This window comes from Pseudomonas gingeri (assembly GCF_013385635.1).
In the GTDB taxonomy this organism is placed as follows: Bacteria; Pseudomonadota; Gammaproteobacteria; order Pseudomonadales; family Pseudomonadaceae; genus Aquipseudomonas; species Aquipseudomonas gingeri_A.
The window spans coordinates 470,329-484,446 of record NZ_JACAPR010000007.1; the positions used below are offsets into that span (position 1 = coordinate 470,329).

Sequence of the window (14,118 nt, forward strand, 5' to 3'; positions counted from 1 at the left end):
TCGCGTTGTCCTGGGGGCTATAGGCGCCCAGTATACCCGCGACGGGTGTCTGGATCAGCCTTCCAGCGAGCCGCCGGCGAGCGCGCAGAGCTGGATCGGGTCGAGGATGTGCACTTCCTTGCCTTCGGCGGCGATCAGTTCACTGGCCTGGAAGCGGGTGAACACCCGGGACACGGTTTCCACCGCCAGCCCCAGGTAGTTGCCGATCTCGTTGCGCGACATGCTCAGGCGAAACTGGTTGGCGGAGAAACCACGGGCACGGAAACGCGCCGAGAGGTTGACCAGGAAGGTGGCGATCCGTTCGTCGGCGGTCTTTTTCGACAACAGCAGCATCATCTGCTGGTCGTCGCGGATTTCCCGGCTCATCACCCGCATCAACTGGCGACGCAGTTGTGGCAGTTGCAGGGCCAGTTCATCCAGACGCTCGAAAGGAATCTCGCAGACCGAGGTGGTCTCCAGGGCCTGGGCCGATACCGGGTAGGTCTCGGTGTCCATGCCGGACAACCCGACCAGCTCGCTCGGCAAGTGGAAGCCGGTGATCTGTTCTTCGCCGCTGTCGCTCAGGCTGAAGGTCTTCAAGGCCCCGGAACGTACGGCATAGACGGAGCCGAAGGTGTCGCCCTGGCGAAACAGGAACTCGCCTTTTTTCAGCGGACGCCCGCGTTTTACGATTTCGTCCAGCGCATCCATGTCTTCCAGATTCAGTGAAAGTGGCAGGCAGAGAGGAGCCAGGCTGCAATCCTTGCAATGGGCCTGGCTGTGGGCGCGCAATTTCACGGGCTCAGACATTTCTTAAATCCTTGTGGGAAAACACACATAAGACGTAAGGGTACCCCAGTGAGGGCCATTGAGGCCAGCCTGCGCCAAAATGGCGCACCCTCGTTAAGGTTTTTCGTATCAGGGCCGATACAAAGCTGAACTCGTCATCGCATGGAGCATCCCCTATGACTGCCATCGGCAATTCCCTTCCCATGTTTGCCATCACCGAAGTCCCCCGTAACTTCGACACCATGGACGACGCCTCCGCCGCTGCGATCAAGGCGAGCCGTGAGCAGATTCTGCGCAATACCGGCAGGGCTGATGAAATCGACCAGGACCAATCGGCGGCACCCGAAGGGGTCAAGGTCAACCTGTCCGAAGCGGGCAAGCAGCAAGCGGTCAAGGGCTCCGGCTCGGAAGAATACGCCGATATCGAAGACAGTGACCTGCCGTCCAGGACCCAGTCCGCGTTGAAAAACATTCGCGACCTGCAACGGAAACTGGCGCAGTTGCGGGCCGAGCTGGACAAGATCCATAACGACAAGGACCTGGATCCGCAGATCGCCCAGATCAAGATCTCCAACCTGACCTCGGCCATGAGTGGCATCAATGCCGCGCTGATGAAGGCCAATGATGTCCTGGGCAAGGCCATGGAAGCGGATGGCCTGAACAGCGACCGGATGAGGCAGGCGCAAGAGCTGGCAAGCCCACCGAGATAATCCACCGGAGCCTAGATCACCCGGGAAAACCGCTGGCGATTCTGCTGCTCCAGGTAGGCGTCGAATACCATGCACACCGACCGGACCAGCAGGCGCCCCGCGGGCAGGACGGTGAGTTGCTCGTTGTCCAGCTCGATCAGGCCATCCTCGGCCATGGCCGTCAGTTGCGGCCAGAGCGCGGCGAAATAGCCCCTGAAGTCGATAGTGAACTGCTCTTCGATACGGGCGAACTCCAGGCTGAAATTACAGATGATCTGCTGGATCACTTCCCGGCGCAGGCGGTCGTCGGCGTTGCACAGCAGACCACGACTGGTGGCCAGTTGGGCGCTGGCGAGGGTGTTCTGGTACTGGTTCAGGTCGCTGCTGTTCTGGCAGTACAGATCGCCGATCTGGCTGATGGCCGAAACGCCGAGGCCGATCAGGTCGCAATGGCCGTGGGTGGTGTAGCCCTGGAAATTGCGTTGCAGGGTTGATTCCTCCTGGGCAATCGCCAGTTCGTCGTCCGGCAGGGCGAAATGGTCCATGCCGATATAGCGGTAGCCGGCAGCGGTGAGTTGCTCGATGGTGCGATGGAGCATTTCCAGCTTGTCGGCCGGGACCGGCAGTTCATGGCTGTTGATCCGCCGCTGGGGCAGGAAACGCTCGGGCAGGTGGGCATAGTTGAAGACCGACAGCCGGTCCGGCTGCAGGTTGATCACTTCGTCGACCGTGCGCGCAAAGTGTTCCGGCGTCTGCTTGGGCAAGCCGTAGATCAGGTCGATATTGATCGAACGGAATTGCAGGGTCCGCGCGGCCTCGATCACTGCCCGGGTCTCCTCCAGGCTTTGCAGACGGTTGACCGCCCGCTGCACGTTCGGGTCGAGGTCCTGCAGGCCGATACTGACCCGGTTGAAACCCAGTTCGCGAAGCAGGCCCATGGTCGACCAGTCGGCTTCCCGCGGATCGATCTCGATGCCGTAGTCGCCGGAATCGTCGTCCAGCAGGTTGAAGTGCTGGCGCAGGCTGGCCATCAGCTGGCGCAGTTCGTCGTGGCTGAGAAAGGTCGGCGTGCCGCCACCGAAATGCAACTGCTCGACTTTCTGGTTCGGGTCCAGGTGACAGGCCACCAGCTGGATTTCCTGTTCCAGGCGCTGCAGATAGGGCAGGGCCCGGCCGCGGTCCTTGGTGATGACCTTGTTGCAGGCGCAGTAGTAGCAGATGTTCGCGCAGAACGGCACATGCACATATAGCGACAGGGGCCGCAGGGCCTTGCGACTGTCGCGCAGGGCATGCAGCAGGTCGAAGGTGCCGACCTGGCTGTTGAACTGCACGGCGGTGGGATAGGAGGTGTAGCGCGGTCCCGCGAGGTCGTAGCGGTGGATCAGATCAGAGTCCCAACGAATGGCGTCGAGCATGCGGGCGTTCCCCCGGATTGGCTGCAATGCCCGGAGTCTAGGAGGAGGACCGAGGAGGCATGTTGATTTGCATCAACGGCGGCCTATGGCTGGCGCAACCGAACCGTGTAGGAGCCGGCTTGCCGGCGATGAGGCCCTTGAGTCTTGTGGTGAACGCTCTGGCGCCATCGCCGGCAAGCCGGCTCCTGCAGGTTCGGAAGGCGATCAGTGCCCCATCAGCCAGTGCTGGTGCGGGCCGGGTAGGGTCCAGAGGCCGAACAGCATCACCAGCACTCCGCCGCCCAGGCGTACGCTGCGCTTGCGCAGCACGGCGGTGACCCGCTCCGCCGCCAGCCCGGTGGCCAGCAGGATCGGCCAGGTCCCGAGGCCGAAGGCCAGCATCAACAGCGCGCTGTCGACGGCATTGCCCTGGCTCGCCGCCCACAGCAACGTGCTGTAGACCAGGCCGCAGGGCAGCCAGCCCCACAGGGCTCCGAGCAGCAGGGCCCGGGGCAGGCTCGACACCGGCAGGAGGCGGCTGGCGACGGGCTGGATATGCCGCCACAGGCCGCGTCCGAGGCTTTCCACGCGGGTCAGGCCGCTCCACCAGCCGGCCAGGTACAGGCCCATGGCGATCAGCAGCAGGCCGGCCAGCACCCGCAACAGCATCGCCGCCGGGCTGCTCGCCACGGCCCAGCCGGCGAGGCCGATCAACAGGCCGGCGGTGGCATAGCTGAGCACCCGCCCGAGGTTATAGGCCAGCAGCAGGCGCAGGCGCCGTGCCCGTTGTTCCTTGGGGATCGCCAGGGTCAGGGCGCCCATCAGGCCGCCGCACATGCCCAGGCAATGGCCGCCGCCGAGCAAGCCGAGAATCACCGCCGAGACCAGCAGAGGCGCCAGTTCAAGCATGGGGCGGGGCCTGTTGGTCGTGGTCGCGGGGAGCCCCGTCGGCCTCGTCGATGGCGGCCTTGTGGTTCGGGTCCTGGTCATCGAACAGGATGCTGTGGGCCGGACCGTCGAGGTCGTCGTATTGGCCGCTGTCCACCGCCCAGAAGAAGATGTAGACGGCGATGGCGACGATCAGCAGTGCCGCCGGGATCATCACGTAGAGAGCTGGCATCTTTGCTCCAGGCCCGCGCGGCTCAGGCCGGCAGCGGGCGGCTATCGGGTAGGTCGTGGCTGGCCGGCGTACTCGGCAGGCGAGTCAGGCGCAGGGCATTCAGCACCACCGTCAACGAACTGATGGACATACCGACCGCGGCCCACACCGGCGTGATCCAGCCGAGGGCGGCGAACGGTAACATGAGGCCATTGTACAGCGCCGCCCAGACCAGGTTCTCGATGATTACCCGACGGGTACGGCGGGCCAGGCCGAAGGCCTGCACCAGGGCGCCCAGGCGATTGGACAGCAACACCGCATCGGCGCTGGTTTTCGCCAGGTCCGTGGCCGAGCCCATGGCGACGCTGATATCGGCGGCGGCCAGCACCGGTACGTCGTTGACGCCGTCGCCGAGCATCAGCACCTTGTGGCCCTGTTGCTGCAGCTGTTTCAGGATCTGCAGCTTGGCATCCGGATGCAGTCCGCCACGGGCCTCGTCGATGTCCAGTTCGACGGCGACGCTGGCGACCATCGGTGAGCTGTCGCCGGACAGCAGCAGTGTCCGCCAGCCCCGTGCGCGACAGGCGGCGAGCAAGGCCGGGGCATCGCTGCGCAGGCGGTCATCGAGGACAAACCAGGCCAGCGCGCCGTGGCTGTCGCCCAGCAGCAGCCACTGCCCGGCGGCATCCGGTGGCGCCGGGATCGCGCAGCCGCTGAGGGCGCAGACGAACGCCGCCTGGCCGATACGCAGTTGCTGTTCGCCGACCCGACCTTCCAGGCCGCGTCCGGGCGTGCTGAGGACATCTTCGGCAGCTTGCGGGGCGCGGCCGAAAGCCTTGGCGATCGGATGTTCGGAGCGGTTTTCCAGGGCGGCGGCCAGGGCCAGGCAGCGCTCGCTGTCCAGCTCCCGCAGCGGGCGGATGGTGCGCAAGGCCAGGCGGCCTTCGGTCAGGGTGCCGGTCTTGTCGAAAATCACCGTGTCGATCTGGTTCAGGCCTTCGAGGACATGGCCACGGGTCAGCAGCAAGCCGAGTTTGTGCAGGGTGCCGGTGGCGGCGGTCAGCGCTGTCGGGGTGGCCAGCGACAGCGCGCATGGGCAGGTCGCCACCAGCATCGCCAGGACGATCCAGAACGCCCGGTCCGGGTCGAGGTGCCACCAGAGCAGGCCGATGGCCGCCGCCGCGATCAGCGACAGCAGCAGGAACCACTGCGAGGCGCGGTCGGCGATTTCCGCCAGGCGTGGTTTCTCGCTCTGGGCGCGCTCCAGCAGGCGGACGATGGCGGACAGCCGGGTATCCTGGCCGAGGGCCAGGACCCCGACCGTCAATGCGCCTTCGACGTTCAGTGTACCGGCGGTGACGGCATCCCCCGGCGTGCGTGGTTGCGGCAGGTATTCCCCGGTCAGCAGCGACTCATCGATGCTCGACTGGCCTTCGAGAATCCTGCCGTCCGCCGGCAGGACCGCGCCGGGATGCACCAGCACATGATCGCCCAGGCGCAGTTCGCCGAGCAGGATCCGTTCGCTCTGGCCGTCCGCCAGCAGGCGCAGGCAGGAGGCCGGCAACAGGTTGACCAGTTGTGCGGTGGCCGCCGCCGTGCGCTCGCGGGCGCGACGCTCCAGGTAACGACCGGTGAGCAGGAACAGCGCGAACATGCCGACGGCATCGAAATACAGCTCGCCGACACCGCTGATCGAGGTCCAGATCCCCGCGCAATAGGCGCTGCCGATGGCCAGCGAGACCGAGACGTCCATGGTCAGGTGGCGGGTCCGCAGGTCACGCAGGGCACCACGAAAGAACGGTGCGCAGCTGTAGAACACGATCGGGGTGGTGAGGAACAGCGCGACCCAGCGCAGGATGGTGTGCAGCTCGGGACTCAGGTCGATATTGAATTCCGGCCAGGTGGCCATGGTCGCCATCATTGCCTGGAACCACAGCAGGCCGGCCAGGCCCAACTGGCGCAAGGACTTGCGGTTTTCACTGGCCAGCTGTTCGCTGGCGCGGTCGGGTTGATAAGGGTGGGCGGCGTAGCCGATCTGGCGCAACTCGGCGAGCAGCGTGCTCAGGGCCAGTTGGCTGTCGATCCAGCGCACCTGCAGTCGATGATTGGACAGGTTCAGCCGCGCCTCGGCCACGGCCGGCAGGTTGCGCAGGTGTTTTTCGATCAGCCAGCCACAGGCCGCGCAACTGATCCCTTCCATCAACAGGGTGGCTTCGACGAGCTCGCCATCGTGGTGGACGAAGGGTTGCTGCACATCGGCGCGGTCGTACAACGCCAGTTCGTCCGGCAGTTGCACCGGCAGCACGTCGGGATTGGAGGAGGCTTCGCTGCGGTGGCTGTAGTAATGCTCCAGGCCACCGGCGACGATGGCTTCGGCCACGGCCTGGCAGCCGGGGCAGCAGAATTCGCGGGTTTCCCCGAGGACGGTCGCGGTGAAACGACTGCCGGCGGGGACGGGCAGGGCGCAGTGGTAGCAGGGGGTAGGCGTGGTCATAGGCACTGTCGATGACCTGTAGGAGCCGGCTTGCCGGCGATGGCGTCCTGAGCTGCCAGGCAAGGCTCAAGATCTATCGCCGGCAAGCCGGCTCCCACAGAGGGCAATTTTTATTTGTCGAGGTCTTCGGCGCCTTGCAGCGGCTCATCGCCCAATAGCAGGTCCTTGTCGTGGCTGACCTGTTCTTCCTCGAACATACGCCAGGTCTTGTCGTCCTGCACGCCCAGCAGTTCGACGAAACGCCGGCCTTCGACCTTGTCGCTCAACTGGCCGATGTAACGTCCCTGTTCCGTCTCGCTGCGGTTCAGGGTGATGCGTCGATCCTTCTGCGGCTGGGTCGGCGAGATCAGGTTCAGTTCCAGCGTCGCCGGTTGGCTGGCGCCGCTCAGGCGCAGGTCGACTTCGCCGGTGACTTCGTCGAGGTGCACGTTGGCGCGCATCTTCAGGGTCTGGGCCAGCAGCTCGCGGTCCAGTGAGCGGTTGATGCCCTTGCCGGCCTCGTAGTAGTTGTCGTTGACCAGGTTGTCCGGGTTCTTCACCGCGATGGTCACCATCGACAGGGTCAGGGTCACCGAACAGGCCAGGATGCCGATGATGATCCAGGGCCAGAGGTGCTTGTACCAGGGGCTGGTGGCGGTTGCGACGGACATTGTGGGTTCCCTTAGCGAATTTGCGGGCCGATGAATCGGCTCTTGGCTTCAATATGGACGCTGTCGTCATCGGCATCGCGGAGGATGAATTTCACCTCGTTGGTACTTGACGGCAGTTGTTCCGGGGCACTGGACAGTTCGAACGGCATGCTGAAGATTTCCCCGGCCGGTACCTTGATCTCGCGTCGTCCTTGCAGTTTCAGGTCCGGCAGGCCGCTGGCATCGAGGACGTAGGTGTGGTCGCGCTGGTCCTTGTTCATGATCTTCAGACTGTAGACGTTCTCGATCCGGCCCTCGGCATTCTCGCGGTAGAGCACACGGTCCTTGCTGACATCGAAGCCCACCAGCGAACGCATGAAGAAGGCCGTCACCAGCAGGCTGATCATCGCCAGCAGCACCAGCGCATAACCGATCAGGCGCGGACGCAGCTTTTGGGTTTTCTGCCCGGAGAGGTTGTGCTCGGTGGTGTAGCTGATCAGGCCGCGCGGGTATTCCATCTTGTCCATGATGCTGTCGCAGGCGTCGATGCAGGCGGCACAGCCGATGCACTCGATCTGCAGGCCGTCGCGGATGTCGATGCCGGTGGGGCAGACCTGCACGCACATCGTGCAGTCGATGCAGTCGCCGAGGCCCTGGGCCTTGTAGTCGGCGCCTTTCTTGCGTGGACCACGGCCTTCGCCACGACGCGGGTCGTAGGAGACGATCAACGTGTCCTTGTCGAACATCACGCTCTGGAACCGCGCATAGGGGCACATGTAGATGCACACCTGTTCGCGCAGCCAGCCGGCGTTGCCGTAGGTGGCGAGGGTGAAGAAACCGACCCAGAAATACGACCAGCCATCGGCCTGGCCGGTGAAGAAGTCGACGACCAGTTCGCGGATCGGCGAGAAGTAGCCGACAAAGGTCATGCCGGTGACGAAGCCGATCAGCAGCCAGAGGCTGTGCTTGCCGAACTTGCGCAGGAACTTGTTGGCGCTCATGGGCGCCTTGTCCAGCTTGATGCGCTGGTTGCGGTCGCCTTCGGTGACCTTTTCGCACCACATGAAGATCCAGGTCCAGACGCTTTGCGGGCAGGTGTAACCGCACCACACGCGTCCGGCGTAGACGGTGATGAAGAACAGGCCGAAGGCGGCGATGATCAGCATGCCCGAGAGCAGGATGAAGTCCTGGGGCCAGAAGGTCGCGCCGAAGATGAAGAACTTGCGTTCGGGCAGGTTCCACCAGACCGCCTGGTGGCCGCCCCAGTCCAGCCACACGGTGCCGAAATACAGCAGGAACAGTGCGGCGCCGCCGGTCATCCGCAGGTTGCGGAACAGGCCGGTGAAGGCCCGGGTGTAGATTTTTTCGCGTGAGGCGTAGAGATCGACGGTGTCGTTCGAGTGCTTGGCAGGCGGAGTAACGTCGTGTACCGGAATCTGGTTGCTCATCATTGCATCCCACGGCTGGGGGAAAATGCCTCGGTCAGTACATGCCGACCGCGATCAGAAAGGGTAGTGCAGTGGCGCAATGATACGCCTGTCACCCCGGCTCAAGGGTGCGACCTTTGGTCGCGTTGGGGGAATGGCCTGGATGGTGTAGCAAATGTAACAAAGCATGATGCAGGTCAATTGACTATAGATGAAACCGCGTGGCGCGACGGGCCGATTGCTGCCGTGGCAGAGCGCCCGCGGATGAAAAAGGCCCCGCCAGTCTGCACGGGCGGGGCCTCGGGTGTCGCGGCAAGCCGGGTATTTATTCCGCGGGCTTGTTGTCGCCGTGGGACAGGCTGTAGACGTAGGCGGCCAGCAAGTGGACCTTGTCGTTGCCCTGGGTCTGTTCCTGGGCAGGCATCTGGCCCTGGCGGCCGTAACGGATGGTCTGCTGCAGTTGCGCGAAGCTCGAACCGTAGATGAACGCAGCCGGGTGCGTCAGGTTCGGAGCGCCCATGGCCGGGGTGCCCTTGCCTTCCGGACCGTGGCAGGCCACGCAGTTGGCGGCGAAGAGCTTCTGCCCGTTGGCCGGGTCGGCCTTGGCGCCTTCCGGCAGCTTGCGGCCGTCGAGATTGGTCAGCACGAACGCGGCGACATCGGCCACGCCCTGCTCGCCGATCACATCGGCCCAGGCCGGCATCACCGCGTGGCGACCGCCCATGATGGTGGTCTTGATGGTTTGCGGGTCACCGCCCCAGCGCCAGTCTTCGTCGGTCAGGTTGGGGAAGCCATAGGCGCCCTTGGCGTCGGAACCATGGCAGACCGAGCAGTTGGAGGCGAACAGGCGCCCGCCCATTTTCAGGGCTTGCGGGTCCTTGGCCACTTCCTCGATCGGCATGGCCGCGTACTTGGCGAAGATCGGTCCGAACCTGGCGTCCGAACGGGCCATTTCCTTCTCCCACTCGTGCACGCCGGTCCAGCCGGTCTGGCCGTTGGCGAAGGGGGTCTGCTTCTCGTTGTCGAGGTAACCATAACCTGGCAGCAGGCCTTTCCAGTTGCCCAGGCCGGGGTACAGTGCCAGGTAGCCGAGGGCGAAGATGATGGTGCCGACGAACAGCATGAACCACCACTTCGGCAACGGATTGTCGTACTCCTCGATCCCGTCGAAGGAGTGGCCGACCGTCTCGTCGGTCTGCTCGGCGCGCTGGCCCTTGCGGGTCGACAGCAGCAGCCAGGTCAGGGCGAAGATGGTACCCAGACTGAGGACTGTGACGTACAGACTCCAGAACGTAGTCATTCTTTGTTACTCCTAGAAGCTTGCTCGACGTGCTTGATGGCTTCGGGATCATCCGCGAAAGGCAGCAAGGTCGCGTCTTCAAACTCCGACTTGCGCTTGGGGCTGAATACCCACAACGCCAGGCCGATAAAGGCCACCATCACCACGACGGTGCCCAGGCCACGAATCATCCCGATATCCATCCAGATCACCGTTTGCTTTTGATGATGGTGCCCAGGCCTTGCAAGTAGGCCACCAGCGCGTCCATTTCGGTCTTGCCCTTCACGGCGTCTTTCGCACCGGCGATGTCTTCGTCGGTGTAAGGTACGCCGAGGGAGCGCAGGACCTCCATTTTCTTCGCGGTGTCCTTGCCGTCGAGCTTGTTTTCCACGAGGAACGGGTACGCCGGCATTTTCGACTCGGGCACCACGTTGCGCGGGTTGTACAGGTGCGCGCGGTGCCAGTCATCGGAGTAACGACCGCCGACACGGGCCAGGTCCGGGCCGGTACGCTTGGAACCCCACAGGAACGGGTGGTCCCAGACGCTTTCACCGGCAACCGAATAGTGCCCGTAGCGTTCGGTCTCAGCGCGGAACGGCCGGATCATCTGCGAGTGGCAGCCGACACAACCGTTGGCGATGTAGATGTCACGGCCTTCCAGTTCCAGTGCCGAGCGCGGCTTCATGCCTTCGACCGGCTTGTTGGTGACGTCCTGGAAGAACAGCGGAACGATCTGGGTCAGGCCGCCGATACTGACGGCGATGACCATGAAGAAGGCCAGCAGGCCGATATTCTTCTCGACTACTTCGTGCTTCATCAGTGAGCTCCAACGACAGCGATCTGAGCGGCGGCTTCAGCTTCAGCCGGGTTCGAGGCACGAACGGTGCGGTACACGTTGTAGGCCATGAACAGCATGCCGCTGGCGAAGAACGCACCGCCCAGGGCGCGAACGATGTAGCCGGGGTGGCTGGCCTGCAGCGCTTCGACGAACGAATAGGTCAGGGTGCCGTCGTCGTTGATTGCCCGCCACATCAGGCCCTGGGTGATGCCGTTGACCCACATCGAGGCGATGTAGAGCACGGTACCGATGGTCGCGAGCCAGAAGTGGGTGTTGATCAGGCCGACGCTGTGCATCTGCGCACGCCCGAACAGCTTGGGAATCATGTGGTAGATCGCGCCGATGGAAATCATCGCCACCCAGCCCAGGGCACCGGCGTGAACGTGGCCGATGGTCCAGTCGGTGTAGTGGGACAGCGAGTTGACGGTCTTGATCGCCATCATCGGCCCTTCGAAGGTCGACATGCCGTAGAACGCCAGGGATACCACCAGGAAGCGCAGGATCGGATCGGTGCGCAGCTTATGCCAGGCGCCCGAGAGGGTCATCATGCCGTTGATCATGCCGCCCCAGCTCGGTGCCAGGAGGATGATCGACATGGCCATGCCCAGCGACTGCGCCCAGTCCGGCAGGGCGGTGTAGTGCAGGTGGTGCGGGCCGGCCCAGATATACAGGGTGATCAGTGCCCAGAAGTGGACGATGGACAGGCGATAGGAGTAGATCGGGCGCTCGGCCTGTTTCGGCACGAAGTAGTACATCATCCCGAGGAAACCTGTGGTCAGGAAGAAGCCCACCGCGTTGTGCCCGTACCACCACTGGATCATCGCATCCGTCGCCCCGGCGTAGGCCGAATAGGACTTGAAGAAACTCACCGGCAGGGAGGCGTGGTTGACGATGTGCAGCATGGCGGTGACGACGATGAAGGCGCCGTAGAACCAGTTGCCGACATAGATGTGCTTGGTCTTGCGCTTGACGATGGTGCCGAAGAACACCAGCGCGTAGACCACCCAGACGATCGCCAGGAGGATAGCCAGCGGCCATTCCAGTTCGGCGTATTCCTTGGTGGTGGTGTAACCCAGTGGCAGGGTCACGATGGCGCCGATGATCACCGCCTGCCAACCCCAGAAGTGGAAGGCCGCGAGGCTGTCGGAGATCAGTCGCACCTGGCAGGTACGCTGCACCACGTAGTAGGAGGTGGCAAACAATGCACAACCACCGAAGGCGAAGATCACCAGGTTGGTGTGCAACGGGCGCAGGCGTCCAAAACTCGTCCACGGCAGACCGAAATTCAGCTCCGGCCAGACCAATTGAGAGGCGATGAATACTCCGAGCCCCATGCCAAGGATCCCCCAGACCACCGTCATGATGGCGAACTGGCGGACTACCTTATAGTTATAAGCAGTCGGACTGATTGCTGTGCTCATTCTAAGGTTCCACGGTTTGGGTATAGTTATTAGGGGTGAAAATCGGCCGCAAGTATGGATAAAGTGTAGGGTCATTGCAACGCGCCATGACCTGGGTCAATACGTTACGACGCTGATTCTGCGGCCTTTCCATGCTCGGTGTAAGGTCAAAACGCGCACTCGCGGATACCCGGACTGACCGGCAGGCGAGGGGTTGCGGATTGATCGAGGTTTGCAAAGCTTAGTACCGATTCCCGGGAGTGGGTAGGCGGACTAAAAGAGAGGTGCGACACTTGGTCGCGTACAGGCAGGGAACTGCCGCATCCTGATCGATGCGGCAGGAAATATCCGGTATTTATTGAGCCTTATCTTCTCCTTGACTGCCGTGAGAGAGACTGAATACGTACGCCGCCAACAGTTGCACCTTGTCGTTGCCGAGCAGTTCGTTCTGGGCCGGCATATGGCCCTGGCGCCCGTGGCGGATGGTCTGCTGCAACTGCACCAGGCTGCTGCCGTAGATAAAGCCGGCGGGCTGGGTCAGGTCCGGAGCCCCCATGATCGGGCTGCCCTGGCCGGTGGCACCATGGCAGGCGATGCAGGTGGTGCTGAACGATTGCCGGCCCGCCGCCAGGTCCGCCGTGGAGTCCTGTGGCAGCGGCAGCTTGGCCAGGTCATGACGGACGTAGGCGGCGACGTTCTTCACCCCGTCTTCACCGAGGATTTCGCCCCAGGCCGGCATGGCCGCGACGCGCCCGCCCATGATGGTGGTCTTGATCGTCTCGGCGCTGCCGCCCCAGCGCCAGATGTTGTCGGCGAGGTTGGGGAAGCCGTAGGCGCCCTTGGCGTCCGAGCCATGGCAGACCGCGCAGTTGGAGGCGAACAGGCGACCGCCCATTTTCAGCGCCTGCGGGTCCTTGGCCACTTCCTCCACCGGCATGGCGGCGAATCTGGCGAAGATCGGCCCGAACTTGGCGTCGGCCTTGTCCATCTCCTTTTCCCACTCGTGCACGCCGGTCCAGCCGTTCTCATAGCCGGGCAGGATGCCTTTCCAGTTGCCCAGGCCGGGGTAGAGGATCAGGTAGCCGACGGCAAACACCAGGGTCCCGGCGAACAGCATGAACCACCACTGCGGCAACGGGTTGTCGTACTCCTCGATGCCGTCGAAGCTGTGGCCCATGGTCTGGTCGACGCTGCCCTTGGTTTCGCCCTTGCGGGTGCCGAGCAACAGCCAGGTCAGGCCGATCAAGCTGCCGATGGTCAGTACGCAGATGTACGTACTCCAGAAGGTGGTCATGGCCGGTTGCTCCTTGTAGCAGGGTCTTGTTCGGGTGTTTCGGGCAAGGGCTCGTCGGCGAACGGCAGCATGCGCGCCTGGGCGAACTCCGGATTGCGCTTGGCGTTGAACACCCAGATGGCGAGGCCGACGAAGGCAATCATCACCACCAGGGTGCCGAGGCCGCGGATCATTCCGCTACTCATCTCCATGGCTCACCTCTTGCTCTTGATCGCAGTGCCGAGCACTTGCAGGTAGGCGACCAGCGCGTCCATCTCGGTCTTGCCCTTGAGGCTGGCGACCGCGCCGCTGATGTCGTCGTCGGTGTAGGGCACGCCGAGGGTACGCATGGCCCGCAGCTTGGTTTCGGTGTGGCTGCTGTCCAGGGCGTTGGCCACCAGCCAGGGGTAGGCCGGCATCTTCGACTCCGGGACCACGTTGCGCGGGTTGTACAGGTGCGCGCGGTGCCAGTCTTCCGAGTAGCGGCCGCCGACCCGTGCCAGGTCCGGCCCGGTGCGCTTGGAACCCCACAGGAACGGATGGTCCCAGACGCTTTCGCCGGCCACCGAGTAGTGTCCGTAGCGTTCGGTCTCGGCGCGGAACGGCCGGATCATCTGCGAGTGGCAACCGACGCAGCCTTCGCGGATGTAGATATCGCGACCTTCCAGTTGCAGCGCGGTGTAGGGCTTCATGCCTTCCACCGGCTTGTTGGTGACGTCCTGGAAGAACAGCGGGACGATCTGGGTCAGGCCGCCGATGCTGACGGCGAAGACCATCAGCAGCATCAACAGGCCGACGTTCTTTTCAATCACTTCGTGTTTCATGGCG

At 63.5% G+C, this 14,118-nt stretch carries 15 protein-coding genes; 1 reads left to right on the top strand and 14 read right to left on the bottom strand.

From position 1 onward, the window contains the following. Positions 1-54: 54 nt before the first annotated feature. Entirely contained in the window at positions 55-789 is a 735-nt protein-coding gene (fnr, locus tag HX851_RS35890) for a fumarate/nitrate reduction transcriptional regulator Fnr (protein ID WP_177057380.1), read from the bottom strand. A 155-nt stretch (positions 790-944) separates the two neighbouring features. Between fnr and HX851_RS35895 the strand changes: the two genes are divergently transcribed. Then, the gene (locus HX851_RS35895; RefSeq protein ID WP_177057379.1) at positions 945-1,478 is read left to right on the top strand and encodes a hypothetical protein; all 534 of its coding nucleotides are present in this window, start codon (positions 945-947) and stop codon (positions 1,476-1,478) included. An 11-nt stretch (positions 1,479-1,489) separates the two neighbouring features. On the opposite strand, the gene hemN is transcribed toward HX851_RS35895, so the two are convergent. The 13 genes from hemN to ccoO (HX851_RS35960) all read right to left on the bottom strand — a co-directional run bounded on the left by hemN (position 1,490) and on the right by ccoO (HX851_RS35960) (position 14,114). Then, positions 1,490-2,872 carry an oxygen-independent coproporphyrinogen III oxidase gene (hemN, locus tag HX851_RS35900; RefSeq protein ID WP_177057378.1) on the bottom strand — a complete coding sequence of 461 codons (1,383 nt, stop codon included), beginning with the start codon at positions 2,870-2,872 and terminating at the stop codon, positions 1,490-1,492. Between the two features lie 204 nt (positions 2,873-3,076). Continuing rightward, entirely contained in the window at positions 3,077-3,760 is a 684-nt protein-coding gene (locus tag HX851_RS35905; protein ID WP_177057377.1) for a sulfite exporter TauE/SafE family protein, read from the bottom strand. Then, a complete protein-coding gene (gene ccoS / locus HX851_RS35910; RefSeq protein ID WP_177057376.1) occupies positions 3,753-3,971 on the bottom strand; it encodes a cbb3-type cytochrome oxidase assembly protein CcoS in 219 nt (72 codons plus the stop codon). Before ccoS ends, HX851_RS35905 begins: the two co-directional genes overlap by 8 nt. 22 nt (positions 3,972-3,993) lie before the next feature. After that, positions 3,994-6,444: a heavy metal translocating P-type ATPase gene (locus HX851_RS35915; RefSeq protein WP_177064311.1), complete on the bottom strand. Its 2,451-nt coding sequence runs from the start codon at positions 6,442-6,444 to the stop codon at positions 3,994-3,996. 110 nt (positions 6,445-6,554) lie between these two features. Then, the gene (locus HX851_RS35920) at positions 6,555-7,094 is read right to left on the bottom strand and encodes a FixH family protein (RefSeq protein WP_177057374.1); all 540 of its coding nucleotides are present in this window, start codon (positions 7,092-7,094) and stop codon (positions 6,555-6,557) included. An 11-nt stretch (positions 7,095-7,105) separates the two neighbouring features. Further along, entirely contained in the window at positions 7,106-8,521 is a 1,416-nt protein-coding gene (gene ccoG / locus HX851_RS35925; RefSeq protein WP_177064312.1) for a cytochrome c oxidase accessory protein CcoG, read from the bottom strand. 304 nt (positions 8,522-8,825) lie between these two features. After that, positions 8,826-9,800, bottom strand: a complete 975-nt coding sequence (gene ccoP / locus HX851_RS35930) for a cytochrome-c oxidase, cbb3-type subunit III (protein ID WP_177064313.1) — start codon at positions 9,798-9,800, stop codon at positions 8,826-8,828. Continuing rightward, positions 9,797-9,982, bottom strand: a complete 186-nt coding sequence (locus HX851_RS35935) for a CcoQ/FixQ family Cbb3-type cytochrome c oxidase assembly chaperone (RefSeq protein ID WP_003175465.1) — start codon at positions 9,980-9,982, stop codon at positions 9,797-9,799. Before HX851_RS35935 ends, ccoP (HX851_RS35930) begins: the two co-directional genes overlap by 4 nt. A 5-nt stretch (positions 9,983-9,987) precedes the next feature. Beyond that, positions 9,988-10,596, bottom strand: coding sequence for a cytochrome-c oxidase, cbb3-type subunit II (ccoO, locus tag HX851_RS35940; protein WP_177057371.1), 609 nt, complete (start codon positions 10,594-10,596; stop codon positions 9,988-9,990). Next, a complete protein-coding gene (ccoN, locus tag HX851_RS35945) occupies positions 10,596-12,038 on the bottom strand; it encodes a cytochrome-c oxidase, cbb3-type subunit I (protein WP_177057370.1) in 1,443 nt (480 codons plus the stop codon). Before ccoN ends, ccoO (HX851_RS35940) begins: the two co-directional genes overlap by 1 nt. Positions 12,039-12,372: 334 nt before the next feature. Further along, positions 12,373-13,311, bottom strand: a complete 939-nt coding sequence (ccoP, locus tag HX851_RS35950; protein ID WP_177064314.1) for a cytochrome-c oxidase, cbb3-type subunit III — start codon at positions 13,309-13,311, stop codon at positions 12,373-12,375. Beyond that, on the bottom strand, positions 13,308-13,502 hold the full coding sequence (locus HX851_RS35955) for a cbb3-type cytochrome oxidase subunit 3 (RefSeq protein ID WP_275936901.1): 195 nt from the start codon (positions 13,500-13,502) through the stop codon (positions 13,308-13,310). The genes ccoP (HX851_RS35950) and HX851_RS35955 overlap by 4 nt, the downstream gene beginning before the upstream one ends. 3 nt (positions 13,503-13,505) lie before the next feature. Then, the gene (gene ccoO / locus HX851_RS35960) at positions 13,506-14,114 is read right to left on the bottom strand and encodes a cytochrome-c oxidase, cbb3-type subunit II (protein ID WP_103032484.1); all 609 of its coding nucleotides are present in this window, start codon (positions 14,112-14,114) and stop codon (positions 13,506-13,508) included. Between the last annotated feature and the right edge of the window lie 4 nt (positions 14,115-14,118).